The sequence below is a fragment of the Burkholderia guangdongensis genome, from assembly GCF_013403875.1.
GTDB classification, from domain to species: domain Bacteria; phylum Pseudomonadota; class Gammaproteobacteria; order Burkholderiales; family Burkholderiaceae; genus Burkholderia; species Burkholderia guangdongensis.
In genome coordinates this window covers 40,223-60,145 of record NZ_JACBNX010000018.1, presented here as the reverse complement: position 1 = coordinate 60,145, position 19,923 = coordinate 40,223, and the positions used below count along the sequence as shown (strand labels likewise).

14 protein-coding genes, 1 pseudogene and 1 riboswitch are annotated in these 19,923 nt (G+C 66.6%); of the genes and pseudogenes, 7 read left to right on the top strand and 8 right to left on the bottom strand.

What is annotated here, in order from left to right; all coding sequences use genetic code 11:
* Positions 1-146 precede the first annotated feature (146 nt).
* The 4 genes from HZI36_RS18500 to HZI36_RS18485 all read left to right on the top strand — a co-directional run bounded on the left by HZI36_RS18500 (position 147) and on the right by HZI36_RS18485 (position 3,856).
* Positions 147-998 carry a flagellin N-terminal helical domain-containing protein gene (locus HZI36_RS18500; protein WP_179404112.1) on the top strand — a complete coding sequence of 284 codons (852 nt, stop codon included), beginning with the start codon at positions 147-149 and terminating at the stop codon, positions 996-998.
* Between the two features lie 202 nt (positions 999-1,200).
* Complete coding sequence (gene fliD, locus HZI36_RS18495) at positions 1,201-2,724, top strand: flagellar filament capping protein FliD (protein ID WP_179404111.1); 1,524 nt, start codon at positions 1,201-1,203, stop codon at positions 2,722-2,724.
* Positions 2,725-2,776: 52 nt separating this feature from the next.
* The gene (locus HZI36_RS18490; protein ID WP_179404110.1) at positions 2,777-3,079 is read left to right on the top strand and encodes a flagellar protein FliT; all 303 of its coding nucleotides are present in this window, start codon (positions 2,777-2,779) and stop codon (positions 3,077-3,079) included.
* Between the two features lie 3 nt (positions 3,080-3,082).
* On the top strand, positions 3,083-3,856 hold the full coding sequence (locus HZI36_RS18485; RefSeq protein WP_179404109.1) for a glycosyltransferase family 2 protein: 774 nt from the start codon (positions 3,083-3,085) through the stop codon (positions 3,854-3,856).
* 68 nt (positions 3,857-3,924) lie between these two features.
* Here the strand turns inward: HZI36_RS18485 and HZI36_RS18480 are convergent, their stop codons facing one another.
* The 6 genes from HZI36_RS18480 to HZI36_RS18455 all read right to left on the bottom strand — a co-directional run bounded on the left by HZI36_RS18480 (position 3,925) and on the right by HZI36_RS18455 (position 14,900).
* Positions 3,925-6,135 (bottom strand): O-linked N-acetylglucosamine transferase, SPINDLY family protein, encoded by a 2,211-nt coding sequence (locus tag HZI36_RS18480; protein WP_179404108.1) that lies wholly within the window; start codon positions 6,133-6,135, stop codon positions 3,925-3,927.
* Between the two features lie 160 nt (positions 6,136-6,295).
* Entirely contained in the window at positions 6,296-10,045 is a 3,750-nt protein-coding gene (locus HZI36_RS18475; RefSeq protein ID WP_179404107.1) for a beta strand repeat-containing protein, read from the bottom strand.
* 706 nt (positions 10,046-10,751) lie between these two features.
* On the bottom strand, positions 10,752-10,967 hold the full coding sequence (locus HZI36_RS18470; protein ID WP_179404106.1) for a hypothetical protein: 216 nt from the start codon (positions 10,965-10,967) through the stop codon (positions 10,752-10,754).
* A gap of 197 nt (positions 10,968-11,164) precedes the next feature.
* The gene (locus HZI36_RS18465) at positions 11,165-12,274 is read right to left on the bottom strand and encodes a porin (protein ID WP_246327126.1); all 1,110 of its coding nucleotides are present in this window, start codon (positions 12,272-12,274) and stop codon (positions 11,165-11,167) included.
* Positions 12,275-12,407: 133 nt separating this feature from the next.
* Positions 12,408-13,793 carry an MFS transporter gene (locus tag HZI36_RS18460; RefSeq protein WP_179404104.1) on the bottom strand — a complete coding sequence of 462 codons (1,386 nt, stop codon included), beginning with the start codon at positions 13,791-13,793 and terminating at the stop codon, positions 12,408-12,410.
* Between the two features lie 135 nt (positions 13,794-13,928).
* Complete coding sequence (locus tag HZI36_RS18455; protein WP_179404103.1) at positions 13,929-14,900, bottom strand: amidohydrolase family protein; 972 nt, start codon at positions 14,898-14,900, stop codon at positions 13,929-13,931.
* A 168-nt stretch (positions 14,901-15,068) separates the two neighbouring features.
* On the opposite strand from HZI36_RS18455, the gene HZI36_RS18450 reads away from it, so the two are divergent.
* From HZI36_RS18450 to HZI36_RS18440, 3 genes are all read left to right on the top strand, one after another.
* Positions 15,069-15,527 carry a MarR family winged helix-turn-helix transcriptional regulator gene (locus HZI36_RS18450; protein ID WP_343050275.1) on the top strand — a complete coding sequence of 153 codons (459 nt, stop codon included), beginning with the start codon at positions 15,069-15,071 and terminating at the stop codon, positions 15,525-15,527.
* Between the two features lie 36 nt (positions 15,528-15,563).
* A riboswitch (cobalamin riboswitch) is annotated at positions 15,564-15,760 on the top strand.
* A 204-nt stretch (positions 15,761-15,964) separates the two neighbouring features.
* Positions 15,965-17,896: a TonB-dependent receptor domain-containing protein gene (locus HZI36_RS18445; protein WP_179404102.1), complete on the top strand. Its 1,932-nt coding sequence runs from the start codon at positions 15,965-15,967 to the stop codon at positions 17,894-17,896.
* A 372-nt stretch (positions 17,897-18,268) separates the two neighbouring features.
* Complete coding sequence (locus tag HZI36_RS18440) at positions 18,269-18,559, top strand: BrnA antitoxin family protein (protein WP_179404101.1); 291 nt, start codon at positions 18,269-18,271, stop codon at positions 18,557-18,559.
* 120 nt (positions 18,560-18,679) lie between these two features.
* Here the strand turns inward: HZI36_RS18440 and HZI36_RS27040 are convergent.
* Together HZI36_RS27040 and HZI36_RS18435 are read right to left on the bottom strand one after the other, a co-directional pair.
* A pseudogene (locus tag HZI36_RS27040) lies at positions 18,680-18,841 on the bottom strand (VOC family protein); the annotation flags it as partial.
* A gap of 122 nt (positions 18,842-18,963) precedes the next feature.
* On the bottom strand, positions 18,964-19,860 hold the full coding sequence (locus tag HZI36_RS18435) for a LysR substrate-binding domain-containing protein (protein WP_179404100.1): 897 nt from the start codon (positions 19,858-19,860) through the stop codon (positions 18,964-18,966).
* Between the last annotated feature and the right edge of the window lie 63 nt (positions 19,861-19,923).

Genomic DNA, 19,923 nt, shown 5'->3' with positions numbered 1-19,923 from the left:
CGCGACTCGATCCGACACCGCCCTAAAGTTCCGCCGCCTGGTCGCCGACAACCAGGACAGGCGGACAGCGCCGAACGCGGAATGCGCGACGCCATTGCCAATGCTCGAACCAGCCACTTGAGGGCGTTTTCCAAACGAGGACCGACATGCTGAACATCAACACCAATATCTATTCGCTCACCGCGCAGAACAACATCAACAACACGCAGAACGCGCTGCAGCAGGCGATCAGCCGCCTGTCGTCGGGCAAGCGGATCAACTCGGCGGCGGACGATGCGGCCGGCCTCGCGATCTCGACGTCGATGCAGACGGCGGTCAACTCCTACAACCAGGGCGTGTCGAACGCGAACGACGCGGTGTCGATGGCGCAAACCGCATCGAGCGGCCTGTCAGCGATCACCGCCGACCTGCAGCGTATCCAGCAGCTCGCCGTCCAGGCATCGGACCAGTCGATCGGCACGGCAGCAGCAGCCAACCTCGACACGGAAGTCCAGGCGCGTATCACGGACATCAACCGCATCGCCGGTCAGACGACCTACAACGGCATCAACCTGCTCGACGGCAGCGCGAACGCGTCCGGCTCGCCGCTCCAGTTCCAGATCGGCGCGACGTCCGGCCAGACGCTGACGATGGATCTGAGCGGCAACTTCGGCACGACCGGGGGCACCGGCACCGCGGCGCTCGCGGGCCTGGCCGGCGGCAACGTCACGACGTTCGCGAACGCGCAGTCGATGATGGACGCGGTCAACACGGCGCTCACGACGGTCAACAACGCGCAGGCGCAGCTCGGTGCGAACATCAACGTGTTCCAGGCCGCGATTTCGCAGACGACCACCCAGTCGGCGAACCTCTCGGGCGCAAGCGCGCAGATCACCGACGCGAACTTCGCGCAGGAAACCGCGAACCTGTCGAAGGCGCAAGTGCTGCAACAGGCCGGCATCTCGGTGCTCGCGCAGGCGAACTCGATGCCGCAGCAAGTGCTGAAGCTGCTGCAGTAACCCGCCGCGCACCGGCACGGCCGCGGCGCGCTCAAGAAACGCGCCGCGCTGCCGTCAACCAGGAAAAGCGCGCCACCGCCCGCCCGACGCCGTCGGGCAGGCGCGCGCGCTTCGTGCGTCGTGTCGCGTGCGACGCCGCCCGCGCGATTTCGCGCTTTCCCCGCGCGCGATTCCGCGCTTTCCGATCCGCACGGAGTGTTTCATGTCGACGATCCCGACCAGCGCCAGCAGCACGGCGACCAACACGAGCGCCACCAGCAGCAACAGTTCCGCGATCTCGGCCGCGAACAGCGCCATCTCCTCGGCCGCGCAGTCCATCATCAGCGGCGTGACGAACTCGACGGCCGATCTCTCGTCGATCGTCTCCGCGATGGTGACCGCGCAGACGTCCGCGCAGACCACCGCGAACACCACGCGCCAGAACTACGACAACACGCAGCTGTCCGCGATCGGCACGCTGCAGTCGTCGCTGTCGTCGCTGCAAAGCGCGCTGTCCGGCCTCACCACCGGCTCCGCGCTGCAGCAGCTCACGGCGAGCGCGAGCGGCGCCGGCCTGACCGCGACCGCCGCGACCGGCGCCGTCGCCAGCAGCTATTCGGTCAACGTGACGAACATCGCGACCGCGCAGAAGCTCGTGTCGGCGAACGCGCTGTCGACCACCAGCGGCATCGGCACCGGCAACCTGACGATCTCGCTCGGCGGCTCGCCGATGACCGTCGCGATCAACTCGGGCAACAACACGCTCGCGGGCATCGCGAACGCGATCAACGCGTCGAGCAGCAATCCCGGCGTCACCGCGACCGTCGTGTCGGGCACGAAAGGCGCGTATCTCGCGCTGACGTCGACCGTGACCGGCGCGTCGAACACGATCCAGGTGTCGACCAATTCGACCGACGGGCTCGCGGCGCTCGCGACCATCGATTCGAGCGGCAACCCGACGACCAATTACACCACGATGATCCCCGCGCAGAACGCGAACCTGACGATCGACGGCGTCAGCGTGTCGAGCGCGAGCAACGCGGTCTCGAACGCGGTCACCGGCCTCACGCTGAACCTGAGCGCCGCGGCGGCGGGCACGACGCAGACGCTCACGGTCTCGCCCGACAACACGAGCGCGACCACCGCGATCAACGCGTTCGTGTCCGCTTACAACTCGTTCGTGAACACCGCGACGTCGCTGTCGACCAACAGTGCGAGCAGCAGCTCGAGCTCGTCGACGAGCAACACGGCCGGCCCCTTGATCGGCGACTCGATGCTGAACACGATCGTCAACTCGCTCGCGACGACGATCGCGCAGGGCGTGACGAGCGGCGGCACCACGGCCAGCCTCAGCGCGATCGGCCTGAACCTGCAGCCGGACGGCACGATCAGCGTCGACAGCACGGCGCTGTCGAACGCGCTGCAGAACAATCCGTCGACCGTGCAAACGCTGTTCAATTCGACGAACGGCGTCGGCGCGACACTGAACAACAGCATCACCGCGTATCTGCAGACGGGCGGCATCATCAGCACGCGCCAGCAGGCGCTCAACGCCGATCTCGCCAACGCGCAGACGCAGGCCGCGTCGCTACAGGCGTACGCGCAGCAACTGACCACGCAGTACAACGCGCAATTCACCGCGCTCAACACGCTGATGGCGCAGATGCAGAGCAATTCGCAATATCTGACGCAACTGTTCGGCGGCACCAACAGCGCGGGCGCGCTCGCGACGGCCAAGTCGGGCTAATCATCACGTGACGGCGGCTCACGCGCCGGCTTCTATCGAGGTCATCATCGACATGGATTCCACGAACCCGATCGAGCGCATCTGGGCGCTCACGCAGGCGATCGAGCATGCGGCAGCAATGGCCGACTGGCCGTGCGCCGCGCGCCTCGTCGACGAGCGCTCGCCGCTCGTGATGGCGCTCGGCGCCGAGCAAACGCCCGACGCGCTCGCGACGATCCGGCGCATCCAGGCGATCGACGCGGCGGTGTTCGCGCAAGCGAAGACCACTCAGCATGCGCTGCAGATCGATTTCCGCGCGGCGATCGGCCGCACCGACGCGGCGCGACAGTATCAGCGGATCGCGGCGGGACGCTGATCGATGTCCACCAGCACGCCTTCCGCGGGCGTCCGCCCGCTCGTCAGCGTCGTCACCCCGACTTACGGCCGGGAAACGATGCTGCCCGCCGCCTATCGCTGCTTCGCGTCACAGGACGTCGCCGACAGCGAATGGATCGTGCTCGACGACAGCGACACGCCGAGCGCGTTCCTCGCGAGCCTCGACGATCCGCGCGTGCGCTACCGGCATCTGCCGTCGCGCCTGACGATCGGCGAGAAGCGCAACATCGCGAACGACATGGCGCGCGCCGACGTGATCGCGCATTTCGACGACGACGAGTACTACGCGCCCCACTACCTTCGGACGATGCTCGCGTCGATGGACTCACAGCAGGCCGATTTCGCGAAGCTGTCCGCGTTCTTCCTGTATAGCCACGTGTACCGCAAGTTCGGCTACTGGGATCTGCTTCTGAAGGAAGGCCCGCACCTGCGCTGGTCGCCGGCGCCGATGACCGTCGTCACGCTCGAGCCCGGCAACGGGGCGTTCCGCGACAACCATCTCGGCTACGGCTTCAGCTATTGCTACCGGAAAAGCGTGTGGGCCGGCCATCCGTTCCCGCACCAGCAGTTCAACGAGGACGGCGAGTTCATCGTGAACGCGGTGGCGCGCGGCACGCGCGTCGCGCTGCTGCAGGACGACGCCGGGCTCTGCGTGCACGTGCTCCATCAGTCGAACACGTCGATCTGCTTCCCGCAGTACGTGATCCCGGACGTGCTCGTGCAGCGACTGTTCCCCGGCATGCCCGATTTCGTTTGACGCGACGCGCGGCTTCGCGCGTCGAGTCAAACGTTCAGTTCGTCCAATCGATCAGGCCGCGCAATCGATCACGCCGCGCACTCGGCGACGTCGATATGCGGCAGCGGCTCGCCGCTGCGGCTCGCGCTCACCATCCGCTCGATCGCGGTCTCGAAGTGGCGCGTGAAGCGCGCGGTGTCGAACAGCGGTGCGTGCGCGATGCCGTCCCCGACGCGCGCGCGAACCTGCGCGCGATAGTCGGCGTCGTGTCCGATGTGTGCCGCGATCCGCACCATGTCGTCGTGATCGCTTCCGACGAGCTCGTCGAGATCCATCGCGTTCAGCAGGCTCTCGGTCACGCGCGACGCGAAATGCACACCGCGCGCGGTGATCACCGGCACGCCGGCCCACAGCGCGTCGGACGTCGTCGTGTGGCCGTTGCAGACGAGCGTGTCGAGCGCCGCGTCCGCGAGCGTGAGCCGCGCGAGATGCCACTCGGGCGTCGCGAACGGCGAGAAGATCAGCCGCTCGGGCGCAACGCCCGCCTCGGCCGCGACGCGCCGCAGATTGCGCTGCGCGGCGTCGCCCTGCCCGAGCAGCCACAGCACGCTGCCCGGCACCGCGTGCAGCACGCGCATCCACACCGCGAAGCTCTGCCGGTCGATCTTGTACGACTGGTTGAAGCTGCAGAACACGACCGCGTCGTCCGGCAGCCCGTGCGACGCGCGCGTGCCCGGATCGGCCACCGCCTGGCGCTTGCGGTCGTTGCACTGATACGAATGCGGCAGGCGGCACAGCTTCTCGGTATAGAACGGCGCGCTGCCGTCCGGCGTCACGAAACGGTCGCCGACCACGTAATCGACGTACGACGCGCCGGTGCTGCCCGGATAGCCCAGATACGCGACCTGCAGCGGCGCCGGCCGATACGCGAGAATCGCCGGGCGCGCCCAGCCCGTGTGCCCTTTCAGGTCGAACAGGATGTCGAGCCGGTCCTGCGCGATGCGCGCGGCCGCGTCGGCGTCGGTGAGCGCGGTGACGTCGACGTGATGATCGATCGCCGCGAGAAAGCGCTGCCGGTATGCGGACGTGTCCGGCTTGCTGTAGTCGTACGCGTAGATCTCGAAGCGGTCGCGGTCGTGATGCTCGAGCAGCCCCGCGAGCAGATGCATCGTCGCGTGGTTGCAGAAGTCGCACGACAGATAGCCGATGCGGATCCGCTCGCCCGGCGCCGCGCGGCGCGGCGACGCGACGAGCGGCAGCGCGTCGGCCGGCGTGCGGCTCGCGACGTACGCTTGCGTGACAGCAAGGTTGTGCGCCTCGTCGGCACACCACGTAACGTGCGTCAGCGGATATTCCTGCGCGGCCGCGTAGCGGCCCTGCGCGTAGTGCGCGCCGATGCGTGACTGGATCGACTCGATCCAGTCCCACTCGCACGTGTAGCGCGCGGGCACGAGCGCGGCGCCGAGCTGCGCCGGATTGTCGTCGCGCGCGCCGATGAACTTCTTGAACACCTCCGACGCTTCCTCGTGCTGGCCCGCCGTCTGCAGCAACAGCGCCGCGTTCGACAGATGCCGCTCGTCGCGGCTCACGCCGAGCAGCCGCATCGCGAACAGCACGCCTTCCTGATAGCGGTTCGCGTTGAACAGCGTCGTCACGAGCGTGTTCAGCACCTCCTCGTCGCCGGGCGCGTCGGCGATCGCGCCGAGCAGCGCGTCGACCGCCTCGTCGAAGCGGCGCTCCTCGCCGAGCAGGATGCCGGCGACGAGCCAGTTGCGCGCGCCCGCGCCCGCCAGCGCCGCGCGGCGATACGCGTCGATCGCGTCGCGCCGGCGGCCCGCGGTGCGCAACGCTTCCGCACGCAGCGTCAGCAGCCCGAGATTGCCCGGATGCCGGTCGAGCAGCGCATCGACGTGCCGCAGCGCGTGCTCCGGCTGCCCGCCGCCGATCTGCTCGAGCAGCGCGGCGACGAGCCCTTCGAGCACCGTCGCGTTCAGCGGATCTTCGGCGTTCGCGTACGCGAGGCATTCGATCGCGTCATCGAGCCGGCCCGCGGCCTGCAGCAGAATCCCGGCGACCTGCCAGTTGCGCGGCCCGCCACCGACCGCGCCCGCGCGCCGGTAAGCGTCGGCGGCGGCCAACGCGTGCCCCGCGAGCCGCAGCGCCTCGGCCTTCAGCGTCAGCAGCCCCGGATGGTTCGGCTGCGTGCCGAGCAGCGCGTCGATCTGCACGAGCGCGTCGGCGGCCTCGCCGTTGTTGATCTGGTACAGCAGGATGTCGATCAGGTTTGCTTTCGTATCCATATCGCCCCGGCCCGACGCCGGTCAGTGAAAAGCATCGCGCGGCGCGCGCCGGCCACGCATGGCCCGGCGCCGCGACATGGGCTTGCCGCCCACCGCCGCCACACCTGGCCGGCGGGCCGGCGCGAGCGCGCCGCGCCCGCGCCGGCGCTCACGTTACGCGTTACGCGAGAAAGCCCTGCAGGTACTGGACATTCGTGCCCAGCGCCTGCAACTGCGTCGCGCTCAGCTGCGCGACCTGGCTCGACGACAGCGACGCGACCTCGCTCGTCGCCAGGCTCTGCAGCTGCTTCGCGGTCAGCGCGCCGATCTGGCTCGTCGCGAGATCGGAGATCAGGCTCGTCGTGCCGCCGCTCGCGTCGAGCGCGCCGAGCTGCGTCGACACGAGCGCGCCGATCTGCGCATACGTCATCGCCTGCACCTGCGACGCCGTCAGCTGGCCGATCTCGGTCGTCGTCAGCGCGCCCGCCTGCTTCGCGGTCAGCCCGTTCGTCACTTGCGCGGTCGTCAGATCGGACAGGATCGACGTGGTGCCGCCGTGATCGAACGCGCCGAGCTGGCTGGTCGACAACGCGCCGATCTCCGCGTACGTCAGCGCCTGCACCTGCGCGGACGTCAACTGGCCGAGCGCCGCGTTCGACAGCCCGCTGATCTGCGTGCCGCTCGCCGACTGCAGTTGCGGGTTCGACAGCGCGCCGACGACGGCGCCGAGCTGCGAAGTCGTCAGCGCGGCGATCTGGCTCGTCTTCAGGTCGGTCAGGATCGTCGTGCCGCCGCTCAGGTCGTTCGCGCCCAGCTGCGCGGTGGCGAGCGCCGCGACCTGTGCGTTCGTCAGCGCCTGCACCTGCGCGGACGACAGCCCGCCGATCGCCGTCGTCAGCGCCGCGAGCTGTGAAGTCGTCAGCGCGGCGATCTGGCTCGTCTTTAGATCCGTCACGAGCGTCGTGCCGCCGCTCGAATCGTGCGCGGCAAGCTCCGCCGCGCCGAGCGCCGCCACTTGCGCGTTCGTCAGCGCCTGCACCTGCGCGGACGACAGCAGGCTGGCCGCCGCGGCCGACAGGTGCGACACCTGCGCGGTCGTCAGCGCGGCAAGCTGCGTGTTCGAGAGCTGGCCGACGAGCGCGTTCAGTTGCGTCGTCGTCAGCGACGACACCTGGCTCGTCTTCAGGTCGGAGAGGATCGTCGTCGTGCCGCCGGTCGAATCCGCAGCGTTCAGTTGCGCGGTGGACAGCGCGGCGATCTGCGAGGCCGTCAGCGCCTGCACCTGTGCGGACGACAGTTCGCTGATCGACGTCGTCAGGCCCGTCAGCTGCGCGGTCGTCAGCGCCGCGATCTGGCTCGTCTTCAGGTCGGCAAGCGGCGCGGTCGCGCCGCTCGACACCGCGACGCCGAGCTGCGACGCGCCGAGCGCCGCGACCTGCGGGTTCGTCAGCGCCTGCACCTGCGCGGACGACAGCAGGCCGACCGACGTCGTCAGACCCGCGAGCTGCGCGGTCGTCAGCGCGGCGACCTGGCTCGTCTTCAGGTCGGTCAGCAGCACGGTGCCGCCGGTCGAGTCCGCCGCGGCGAGCAGCGGCGCGCCGAGCGCCGCGACCTGCGCATTCGTCAGCGACTGCACGTGCGTCGCCGTCAGTTGCCCGACCGCCGCGATCGACAGATTCGCGACCTGCGCGGTCGTCAGCGACGACAGTTGCGCGGTCGACAGCTGGCCGACCAGCGCGTTCAGCTGCGTCGTCGTGAGCCCCGACACCTGGCTCGTCTTCAGGTCGGTGAGGATCGTCGTCGTGCCGCCGGCGTCCGCCGCGCTCAGCTGCGCGGTCGTCAGCGCGGCAATCTGCGCGTTCGTCAGCGCGCCGAGCTGCGCGCTCGACAGCTGGCTCACGACGCTGCCGATCTGCGCGGACGTCAGTGCGCCGATCTGGCTCGTCTTCAGGTCGGTGACGATCGCCGCGGACCCGCCGATGTCTTTCGCCGACAACTGCGCGGTGGAGAGCGCGGCGATCTGCGCGTTCGTCAGCGCCTGCACCTGCGCGGACGCGAGGTCGCTGATCGCGCTCGACAGCGCCGACAATTGCGTCGACGTCAACGCGGACACCTGGCTCGTCTTCAGGTCGGTCAGCAGCGCGGTGCCGCCGCTCAGGTCGTGCGCGGCAAGCTGCGCGGCGGAGAGCGCGGCGACCTGCGTGTTCGTCAGCGCCTGCACCTGCGCGGATGCGAGCTCGCTGATCGAGGTCGACAGCGACGACAGCTGCGTCGACGTCAGCGCGGACACCTGGCTCGTCTTCAGGTCGGTCAGCAGCGTCGTGCCGCCGCTCAGGTCGTGCGCGGCAAGCTGCGTGGCGGAGAGCGCGGCGACCTGCGCGTTCGTCAGCGCCTGCACCTGCGCGGACGCGAGCTCGCCGAGCGCGCTCGACAGCCCGGACAGTTGCGTCGACGTCAGCGCGGCGATCTGGCTCGCCTTCAGGTCGGTCAAGAGCGTCGTGGCGCCGCTCGAATCGGCCGCGCCGAGCTGCGCGGTGCCGAGCGCGGCGATCTGCGCGTTGGTCAGCGCCTGCACCTGCGCGGACGAGAGCTGGCCGAGCGCCGAGGTCGCCAGATGCGACACCTGCGCGGTCGTCAGCGCCGCGAGCTGCGTGTTCGAAAGCTTGCCGACGAGCGCGTTCAGTTGCGTCGACGTCAGCGACGACACCTGGGCCGTCTTCAGGTCGGCGAGGACCGTCGTCGTGCCGCTCGCGTCGTTCGTGGTCAGTTGCGTGGTGGAGAGCGCGGCGATCTGCGCGTTCGTCAGCGCCTGCACCTGCGCGGACGACAGATCGCCGATCGCGGTCGTGAGGCCCGCGACCTGCGTGGACGTCAGCGCGGCGATCTGGCTCGCCTTCAGGTCGGCGAGGATCTTGACCGAGCCGCCGAGGTCGTTCGCGGTCAGTTGCGCGGTGGAGAGCGCGGCGATCTGCGCGTTCGTCAGCACCTGCACCTGCGCGGACGACAGCCCGCCGATCGCCGTCGCGAGGCCCGACAGCTCGGACGTCGTCAGCGCGGCGACCTGGCTCGTCTTCAGATCGGTCACGAGCGCGCTGCCGGTCGAATCGTTCGCGCCGAGCAGCGTCGCGCCGAGCGCGACGACCTGCGGGTTCGTCAGCGCCTGCACCTGCCCGGACGACAGCAGGCCGATCGCCGCAGCCGACAGATGCGACACCTGCGCGGTCGTCAGCGCCGCGAGCTGCGTGTTCGAAAGCTGACCGACGAGCGCGTTCAGCTGCGTCGTCGTCAGCGACGACACCTGGCTCGTCTTCAAGTCGTTCAGGATCGACGTCGCGCCGCCGGCGTCCTTCGCGGTCAGCTGCGCGGTGGTCAGCGATGCGATCTGCGCACCCGTCAGCGCCTGCACCTGCGCGGACGACAGCTCGTCGACGGCCGCCGTCAGCGCGGACAGCTGCGTCGACGTCAGCGCGGCGACCTGGCTCGTCTTCAGGTCGGCGAGCACGTGCGCGCTGCCGGTGTCGGTCGACGTGAGCTGCGCGGTGCTGAGCGTGGCGATCTGCTGGTTCGTCAGCGCCTGCACCTGCGTCGACGACAGTTGCCCGATCATCGACGACAACCCGACGAGCTGCGCGCTCGTCAGCGACGCGATCTGCGTGCCCGACAGGTTCGTGCCGGACCCCGTGAACAGCGCGTCGAGCTGGCTCGCGTTGAACTGCGCGACGCCGGCCGCGCTCAGATAAACGATCGCGGACGGCTGCGCGGTCACGAGCGACGCGAGCTGCGCCGACGTGAGGCCGCTGATCTGGCTCGACGACAGCGCCGCGATCACCGACGTCGACAGCGAATCGATCTGCGACGTCGACAGCGTCGCGATTTGCGTCGACGACAACGCCAGGATCTGGCTCTGCGGTACGCCTGAAACGGAACTCATGCTTTTCTCCTGTCGAGAATTATGTTTTTGAAAGGTCTGGCCAGACCTTGCCGCCGGCCGGCTGCGCGCCCGGCACCGGCGCGCCGCGGAGACGATTACCCCGTCGTCGTCCGCCTTGCCGAAAAACCGCAAACCCTTTCAATTCAGAAAGAAACCGGCGCGCGCAAAGCGCCGTTATCCCCCCGGATTACGGTTCGAATTCGTGCAACTTAAGGGAAATCGGAAAAAAGTGGATTACGTCTGACGAATAAGGCGGGAGGCACCGCGCCGGCACGGCCGGCCGGCTAAATCGGCAGCGTGAAATGCGTATTGAAAAGGCACGCAAACACGCTGCCCGATAAAGGGCCATTTCGATACTTCTTATTGAACGCTTACTCTATGAGAGACAAAGCTAGAGACAAAACGAAACGCATAAAATGCGCGAGATGACCGCAAGTTCCCGCCAAATGCAAAAAAGCCCCGACCACGGGGCTACCGTGATCGGGGCACGAATGCATCCTCTCGGGGCACGAGGTATTTGGATGCGCGCGCAGTATATGCCGCTTTGTAAGATTTTAAAATATAGGAATAGTGCTAATCCGCGCGCGTATTTACTAACTTATTACTCATACTTGACGCGGGCGCGAAAGAAATATTCGAATGCGTCCGCGGATGGCATTGACCGGCGGCCGCCAGCGCACGGCGCCCCGATCCCGGATGGCCGTCGTCAGTCCTGGCAAGTGGCCGCCACATCGGCCAGCGCCCGCGTTCCGTCGCGGTGCGCGTCGTCCTCGGCGGCAAACGTCTGCTCGCTGTACGCGATCAGCTTGAAGCCGCCGCCGGGCGATCGCGAGATCGTGATCCCCCAATGCCAGCCGCCCGCCTGTTCGAAGACGTGCAGGATGGGGGGCGATCGATCGTGTGATGCTTGAAATGTCGTCATGGCGCGCTCTCCCTTCACGGAACGGCCGTGGGTGGGCAACTGCGTAATTGCTGAGAATCCAGCATGCAGTCTAGAAGCGCTTCTGTTGCAACGCAACATATCGTTTGTGAGGAAATGTCAAAGCTGAAACCGTCACAATCCTGACAAATTTGCGTGCTCCGCCGCCCGGGGTGGGCGGGCGGCCGATGCCGACTCGATCAGAACAGGTGACGAATGCCGATCATCACGCCGGTCTGATCCACGCCATCCACCGGCGACGAGCCGGTCACGGCGCCTCCGTCGATCGTGAAGGCCGCATGGCGCTGATTGAACAGGCGCCCGGCGGTGACGTACACCGCGCTGCGCGCCGAAAGCAGATACATTGCGCGCGCCGCGATCACGGACGCACCGGCGTCGTGTCCGCTGACGGTCAGGTGGCCGTACTGTGCGTCGAGAACGACTTTCGGAATCGGCAGATAAGTCCCGCCGATCCACCAATAGTTGCTGTTCGCATCGACAATGCCCGGCGCCAGCTGTCCATGATTGATCCGATGCAGGAAGCCGGCGCCGATCGTCGCGGTTCCGAACTTCACGTAGCCGTCGACGACGCCGCGCGTGTCCGTCTGCGAGCTGTTCGGCAGCGGCGAGCCGGCGCCGCCGCCGCCGTCGTTCCGGTCGAACGCCGCCGCGGCGCCCCAGCTCGGCGCCTCGTACTTCACCATCGTGGAGATCGACTTGCACGCTCGCCAGTCGGTCGGCGACTGGCCGACGCATCCGCCGGCGGCCGCGGGCGATACCGCGTCGCGCCCGAGCGAGTAGGTCACGCCCACGGTCAGCCCGGAAGACGTGAAGCTGTAGACGATCGAGTTGTCGTCTCGCGGCTGGGTCAGGTACGTATCCAGCACGCCGGCGGCGAATATGTTCGGCCCCAGCGTATCGCCGGGCAGCGCCCAGAATATCTGGGAATACTGGCGGCCGAACGACAGCGTGCCCCACGGCCCCGACAGCCCGACGTACGCCTGCCGGCCGAACAGCCGGCCGCTCTGGTTCAGCGAGCCCTGCCCGGGCGCGAAGCCCGATTCCAGCACGAAGACCGTGCTCAGGCCGCCGCCCAGATCCTCTTTGTCGCGCAGGCCCCAGCGCGAAGGCAAGGACGCGGTGAGCTGCGGCACTTTCACCGCGCTGGCCTTTTGTGGACCGATATCGCTCAGGTATTCGACGCCGGTGTCGATGATCCCGTACAGCGTCACGCTCGATTGCGCGTGCGCCGCGCCCGATGCACATGCGGCCAGCGATGCCAACCCGTACCAGACCGTCGTAGGCGACAAACGCGCACGGCGGGACAACCTCATACAAGGGCTCATTCGTCGATCTCCAATGTCGTTTTGTCTTTTCGCGGAAGATCCTTGCGCATCTTCCGCAAGCTTCATCCCCAACTGAGCGCCGGGATGATCGCGCCCGTCACCCGTTCAGGATCGGCAACGACCCGTCGGTTCGATTTCCGCCCGCCACGCCGGCGAGCGCAACCAGCATCAGGCACGATGCGAGCGCGGGCACCGCGGCCGCGACGAACAGCGCCGTATTCGACCAGTGCAGCTCGATCAGCCGCCCGGCCAGCACCGGACCGATGATCGAACCCGCCCGCCCCACGCCGAGGCTCCAGCCCACACCGGTCGCCCGCAGCGACGTCGGATACAGCGTCGCGGTCAGCGCGTTGACCGCCGGCTGCCCGCCGACGATGCAGACGCCACTGATCAGGACAACTGCATAACGCAGACCCGTCGACAGATCGGGCAGGCCGACCGACGAGACGGCAACCGTCGCGACCAGAAAGCTGAACGCCAGCACGCGATAGAACCCGAAACGGTCCATCAGCGGGCCCATCAGCAGCGCGCCCACCGTGCCGCCGATCTGCAGCGACGTGCCGATCAGCACGGCCGTCGACGTACCCGCGCCGATCCGCAGCGAAAGCATCGGCAGCCAGTTCGACAGAAAGAAGAGATCGAGCAGGTTGGCGAAATTGATGCCCCACAACAGCAGCGTCGTCGTGCCGCGGCCGTGGCGAAAGAGTTCGCCGACGGAAGCCTTCGCGTGCTTCTGCCCATGAACGACGAAGCGGGTGTGTGATCCGATCTGCGCGTTCGGCGCGATTCTGCCGAGCCACTGGACGACCTTTTCAGGATTGCGCCGCGTCAGCGCGAGCAACTGCAGCGATTCGGGCAGATACCGGAGCATCGCGACCGCGATCGCGAGCGGCAGGATGCCGCCGACCAGAAACACCGACCGCCAGCCCTCGGACGGCACCAGCGCGGCGCTGAGCAGCCCTCCCATGATCGCGCCGCCCGTGAACCCGCATGACACCCAGGTCATCAACGACGCCCGATACTTCTGCGGGCTGTACTCGCTGACCAGCGCGATCGCGTTTCCCATCACGCCGCCGATGCCGACGCCGGTCAGGAAGCGGATCACGAGGAATTGTGGAATGTTCTGAATGAGCGTCGTGCCGAGCATGCACAGCCCATAGAAAACGGTCGCGCCGACCAGCACCGGACGGCGCCCGATCCGATCGGCCATCGCGCCGAGCACGATGGAGCCCGCGAGCATCCCGAACAGGCCTGCGCCGAAGACGGGCCCCAGATTCGCGGGACTGATGTGCCACGCCCGGACGATCGCGGGCGCGACGAAGCCCATGGTCTGCACGTCGAACCCGTCCATCACCACCGAGCAGCCGATCAGCACCATGACCCATTTCTGGAAGGTGCTCAGCGGCTGGCCGTCGATCAGGGCGGCGATGTCGACGACGGTCGCATCCGCCTCTTCGACTTGCTTTGGCGTTCCGGGGATCACGATCGCACCTCGCTGCGTTCGGTTACCGGGATCGTCCCCCCGCTTGCGGGTTTCCCTCCGCCGCTATAGATCCTGTCGCGCCACACGGATTCCGGCGCCAATTCGGTCGCTGCCATCACGTTCTCCCGTTCGCCGTCATTCGAGCCCGAACAGGCGCCGTGCGTTGTCGCGCCCGATCTTCACGCGGTCCGTTTCGCTGATCGAACACGCGTCGAACCACTGCGCCGCCTCGTCATGCGTTTCGAACGGGTAATCGACCGAGTACATGATTCTGTCGCTGCCCATTTCCAGCATCGTGGACAGCAGCGTCTGCGTCCGGAAATTCCCGCTCGTCGTCACGTGGACGTTTTCCCGCAGGTATTCGCCGACGGTGCGCTGGCAGGGCAGCCCGCGCGGCGCCTTCTCGAGAATGTGGTCGACGCGCCAGATGTTGAACGGAATCCCTTCGCCGAGGTGGCCGAGAATCATCTGCAGTCCCGGATTTCGATCGAACAGGCCCGACGTCATCAGGCGCAGCGCGTGAATGCTCGTCTCGACCGCGAACGCCCAGGTCGCCGCGCCGAGCCACGGAAAACCGTCATAGATCGGCTCGCGGGACGGCAACGGATCGCGCGGATGCATGTAGAACGGCTTGCCGAGCGCCGCCGCGCTCGCCCAGAAATCCGCGTACCGCGGCGCGTCGTAATACGCGACGGTTTCGGCATCGCCGACCTGCGAGAAGCCGTTCACCATGAAGCCGTGAAAGCCCAGCTCATTGACGCAGCGCTCCAGCTCGCGTGCCGCGGCGTCCGGATCCTGCATCGGCAGCGCGGCGAAGCCGCCCAGGCGCGTCGGGTGACGGGCCACATGCTCGGCGAGCACGTCGTTGGCCCGCTTCGCGACGTAAATCGCTTCCTTCGCATCCGGAATGCCCTGAATGCCGGGCGAGTTCAGCGACTGGATCGCGTACTCGACGCCACCCTGCTCCATCCGCTCGAGCCGCTGCTGCTCGAGGTCCATCAGATTGGACTTCAGCCTCTCCCAGAAGACGGGCGGCGCATAGGCTCTCGATTGCTCGATGGTGAGGTCAATCGCAAAGTGCTCTTCAAGCGCAATCTTGTTTCTCATCGATCTGCTCCAGTTCGACGCGCCGCCCTGCTCGCACAAGGGAGGCGACGTGTATCACACGGGCTCGTCCGGACGCCCATTTACTTGATTTTTCAAGCATTGTGAGGCGGAGTATAATTGATTTTTCAAGCATCTACACGCTCGTAAACCCTCGACCTCGATCACACCGTGAACACTCCCAAGCGACCCGAAGAACTGGAAAAGGCGATTCCCTTCCTGATGGTTCGTGCGATGAGCCGGATGGGCAACGCGTTCTCGAAGGCACTCAAGCCGTTCGGCCTGAACCTCAGCGAGTGGCGCGTCTGTGCGTCGCTGCTGTACGTGCCGGGCCAGACGCTGTCCGAGCTGTCGCTGCATGCGTCGTCGGATTTGTCCGCGCTGTCCCGGATCATCGACCGGCTCGAGGATCAGGAACTGGTGCGCCGCGAAAGGAGCGCGACCGATGGTCGGTCGATCCGGGTCGTGCTGACCGACAAGGGCGAAGCACTCGCGCTGCGCATCGTCCCCGTCGCGAAACGGCACGAGTCGGTGGCCCTCGCCGGCTTCACCGCGAGCGACGTCAAGGCGCTGCGCTCGATGCTGCTCAAGCTGTACGAGAACGCCGGCGCGCTCGACGACCTCGCTTGATCACGCGAAAGCTTGACGCGGCCCGGCCCGACTCTGGTACCCTCCCGCGCTGATGGTTCCCGCCACCGGGATCAAAAGGGAACGCAGTAGAAGCGCCCGCGCTTCGAGTCTGCGGCTGCCCCCGCAACTGTAAGCGGCGAGTCCGTGCCAATCGTGACCACTGGGAAACCGGGAAGGTCGGCCACGGACACCGACCCGCGAGCCAGGAGACCTGCCATCGACCGAGGTCCATGCAGCCGCACCGGGCGGGGTGTCCCGATGTGCCGCGCCGCGTCACGCGGTCGCCCGTTGCAGGGACAGCCCGACCTCAGGATCTGTCACGTGTCTACCGTTCCGGAAATCGCTTCCGCACTGGGAGCATTGCGTCGCCGCGTCGCCGGCGTCCACGCATTTTCGCGGCCGCTGCGCGTGCAGCGCCGATAACAACGGATTTCCCCATGAATTTGCGTCATTTCATCGTCACGTCCGCCGCGACGGCCCTTCTGTCGCAGACCGCCCACGCGGCCGGCGACGCGTCGCCCTCGCCGTCCGGCCAGCCGTCGGACGACGCCGTGCTGCCCGCGATCGTCGTGGTTGGCGATACGCAGCATCTGCCCGAATCGTTCGACCAGCGCTACGCGACGACCCAGGTTCTCACGCGCGACGATCTCGACCGGCTGTCGCCAAGCGATCCCAGCATCACGCAGGCGCTCGCGACCCTGCCCGGCGTGACCGTCTGGCAGAACGGCGGCCCCGGCTCGAACGCGTCGGTCAGCATCCGCGGCTCGTCGGCGAGCCAGGTCGCCGTCTTCGTCGACGGCATCCGCGTGGGCTCGGTGACGACCGGCATCGCCGAATGGGCCGACCTGCCGACGGCCGCGTTCGACCGCGTCGAGGTGATTTCCGGCCCCGCCGCGGCGTCGTTCGGCGCGGATGCGATGGGCGGCGTCGTGCAGCTCTTCACGCGCCGCGCGGCGAACCTGCCGAACCAGACGACGATCTCCACCGGCGGCGGCTCGAACAAGACGTTCGACACGCAGATCCGCACGTCGGGCACGATCCCGTCGACGGGGCCGCTGTCCGCGCTCGGCGGGCTCACCTATTCGCTCGGGCTGCACGACTACAACACCGCCGGCATCGACGCGACGCAGCCGTACGCGTACGGTCACGAGGACGGCCGCAATCCGTACCACGCGCAGGACGTCGACGCGCGGCTCGGCTACGCGCACGGCAACTGGTCGATCTCGACGTTCGCGCTGTATCACCGGTCGAATCTGTCGTACGACAACGCGGGCGGCAACGACTGGCAGCTCGATCACCAGCTGACGACGGGCGTCGCGTTCCATCTGGACGTCACGCCGGACACGCAGTTCGACCAGTCGATCGGCTATGCGACCGACCGCCAGTTCGTGTACTCGGCCGATCCGACCCTTCCGACCGACGAGATCGACTCGACGCGCTTCAGCACGTCGACGTCGCTGACCCATCAGGAACGCGGGTACAAGCTGTTCGACCTGCCGCTGTCGGGTGAGACGAAGCTCGCATACGACTTCACCCGCGAGCAGGCGTACCTGCCGATCGACATTCCGAGCGGCGTGCCGGCGCGCAACGATTCCGCGGTGTCGGTCCATCAGTCGACGACGCTCGGCGCGGTGACGATGTTCCTGGCCGGGCGCCACGAGATCGTGTCCGGGCAGGCGGTGAACACCGGCAACGCCGCGCTCGCGTGGGCGATCACGCCGGTGTACACCGCGCGCGTGTCGTACGGCAACGCGTTCCGGCTGCCGACGTTCAACGATCTGTACTATCCGGGCTACGCGAATCCGGACCTGCAGCCGGAGCGCAGCGACACGGTCGAGGCGGCGCTCGACGCGACGACGTCGTTCGGCACATTCTCGGCGGCCGTCTACGACACGCGGGTCAACAACCTGATCAGCTACGACGCCGCGACGTATCTGCCGGTGAACGTCGGCCGGGCGCACATCCAGGGGATCGACCTGTCGTACAAGGGCACGCTCGGGCGCTCGACGCCGGTCAGTCTCGCGATCGGGATTCTGAATCCGCAGGACGTGACGAACCAGACGTGGCTGAACCGACGTCCGCGTCAAAACGTCAGCCTGAGCGTCGACCACACGTGGGACGAGCTGCATCTGCATGCGCTGAGCACGGGGGTATCGGTGCTGTATGGCGGGTCGACGTTCGACGATCAGTTCAATACGACTTATCTGCCTTCGTACACGACGGTGAGCCTGCGGGCGTCGTACAAGATCAATGCGCATCTCGCGGTGTCCGCGTCGCTGTCAAATCTGTTCGATCGGCGGTATATGACCGCGTATGGGTATAACTCGGTCGGGCGGGCTGCGTTTGGGAAGGTGACGTATACGTTCTAAGAGAGGTTGACGGTTGTCGTTGCTTGGCCGGTGGTCGACCTAGCCGTATACGAGGGCGCAAACTTGACCACACGACAGCCGCATCACCCCGCGCACTTCACCTCATCTCCCTAAGACCCTGCAAGCACCGAGTCGCCGCGGCGGCTTCATCCACGCCATCGCCAGACGGAAAAGGGGCCGCGCCTGATTGCTCAGTGCGCGGCCCTCCCGCGTGAATTCGTACGATTGTTGCTCTATGACAGAGCCAATGCCGGCGCGGTCATGTATTTTTTGGGGGCACAAATATTCATTGTAACCACTATTTATCGGGGGTACAATAATTGACATGGTCATCATGTCTGCGCAAAGCCAATCCCCGCGAGGTGAAACGATATGAGCAAGCGAAAAGTGAATGAGCCGGCCGACGACAATCCGGTCTGGACGGGAACCGACTTCGCGCGCGCGCGACCAGCAAAAGACGTGTTGCCCGAGTTGTTCGGCAAGGAGACAGCCGAGAAGTTGCTCAAGCCGCGCGGCCGACCGAAATCGGCAAATCCGAAAGTACCGCTGAAACTGCGAATCGATCCCGATATCGTGACAGCGTACAAATCTCAGGGCGATGGATGGCAAACGCGCATGAACGAAGCGCTGCGGGATTACGCCAAATCGCACGGCATGATGTAAGCGCGTGCCGCGCCAGATAAGACGTCAAAACCGCCCACTGCCTTGCGGGTACCACCCACACCAAACAATTGGACTCCCGCCAGGCGGCGATCGCTTAGTGCACGTCAAGTTTCAAGCCTTTCAAGTTTCGGCGTTCTCGAAGAAATACGCTGGCACGTCAGGCCCCCACAGATACAGGGAGTCTTCAGGCGGATGGTTGCCGCCGGGCCACTCGGTGCCCGCTCCGACGTAGTCGATATCGGCCGAGTATTCCCAGAACGAGCCCCAAGGGTCCCGCACATACATAGAAATGGGCTGGCGGCCGCGGTAGATCGCGCAGCCGCACAGAGTGTCCTGTCAAAGGAACAATCGAAGAACGCGCAATCGAAGCACACGGCTGAAGCCGGATATCGCGCGCAAAACGCTCATTCATCCTTCTGAATGTGCGTGGCGAGGTAATCGATCAGGAGCCGCACGGCCGGCAGCAGGCCTCTGCGTGACGGAAAGACGGCATGAACGAGCCCGCCCTTGGGCGTCCAGCCTGGCACCACATCGACCAGCGTGCCTTTTTCGAGCTCGTTTTCGACAACCATGCACGGCATCTGCACGACGCCCACGCCTTTCAGGGCGGCCTGGCGAAGCACGGTCATATCGTCGGTGATGTAGCGCGGCGCGTGAGGCAAGCGCGCCTCGGCTCCGTCAGGGCCCACCAGAGCCCAGGCGTGATCGCGCTGCGGTCCCCAATCGATGCTGGGCATGCCGGCGAGATCCGCCGGATGCGCAATCCTGGCGTGCTGTTTCAGGAGCGCCGGAGCGGCAACGAGGCGTTGCGGACTGGCGGAGAGCACACGCATGACGAGTCCGCTGTCTTCGAGCGGGGGGAAACGCACGCGCAGCGCGAGATCGAGCCCTTCGCCGAGGACATCGACCCGGCGATTGGTTGCATCGAGAAGGATCCGCACCTTCGGATATTGCATCATGAAGTCAGCCACGAGACCTCCGATGCGGTATTCGAGCAGCGTCGTAGGGCAACTCATACGCACAGTGCCCTGGGGTTCCGACACCCTGCGCTCCATGACCTCGCGGGCCGCATCGGCTTCCACGAGCACCGCGATGCAGCGCTCGTAGAACTCTTGTCCTGTCTCCGTGACCGAGAAGTGCCGCGTGGAGCGGTTGAGCAGGCGAACGCCGTATCTTGCTTCGAGTTCGGCGACGCGGCGACTAAGCTTGGACTTGGGCATGTTGAGCGCCCGGCCGGCCTGCGTGAAACCGTGATTTTCGACCACTTTCACGAAGTAGAAGATGTCGTTCAGGTCGTCCATTACTGTTCCTTTGGCAGAACAATCAACGCATCTTAAAGCAGGATGCCAGCGATCGTCGTTGTT

Bases quoted from the DNA above. Each gene is read 5' to 3' on its own strand.
- HZI36_RS18500 (WP_179404112.1), top strand. From the start codon at position 147: ATGCTGAACATCAACACCAATATCTATTCGCTCACCGCGCAGAACAAC.
- fliD (WP_179404111.1), top strand. From the start codon at position 1,201: ATGTCGACGATCCCGACCAGCGCCAGCAGCACGGCGACCAACACGAGC.
- HZI36_RS18490 (WP_179404110.1), top strand. From the start codon at position 2,777: ATGGATTCCACGAACCCGATCGAGCGCATCTGGGCGCTCACGCAGGCG.
- HZI36_RS18485 (WP_179404109.1), top strand. From the start codon at position 3,083: ATGTCCACCAGCACGCCTTCCGCGGGCGTCCGCCCGCTCGTCAGCGTC.
- HZI36_RS18480 (WP_179404108.1), bottom strand. From the start codon at position 6,135: ATGGATACGAAAGCAAACCTGATCGACATCCTGCTGTACCAGATCAAC.
- HZI36_RS18475 (WP_179404107.1), bottom strand. From the start codon at position 10,045: ATGAGTTCCGTTTCAGGCGTACCGCAGAGCCAGATCCTGGCGTTGTCG.
- HZI36_RS18470 (WP_179404106.1), bottom strand. From the start codon at position 10,967: ATGACGACATTTCAAGCATCACACGATCGATCGCCCCCCATCCTGCAC.
- HZI36_RS18455 (WP_179404103.1), bottom strand. From the start codon at position 14,900: ATGAGAAACAAGATTGCGCTTGAAGAGCACTTTGCGATTGACCTCACC.
- HZI36_RS18445 (WP_179404102.1), top strand. From the start codon at position 15,965: ATGAATTTGCGTCATTTCATCGTCACGTCCGCCGCGACGGCCCTTCTG.
- HZI36_RS18440 (WP_179404101.1), top strand. From the start codon at position 18,269: ATGAGCAAGCGAAAAGTGAATGAGCCGGCCGACGACAATCCGGTCTGG.
- HZI36_RS18435 (WP_179404100.1), bottom strand. From the start codon at position 19,860: ATGGACGACCTGAACGACATCTTCTACTTCGTGAAAGTGGTCGAAAAT.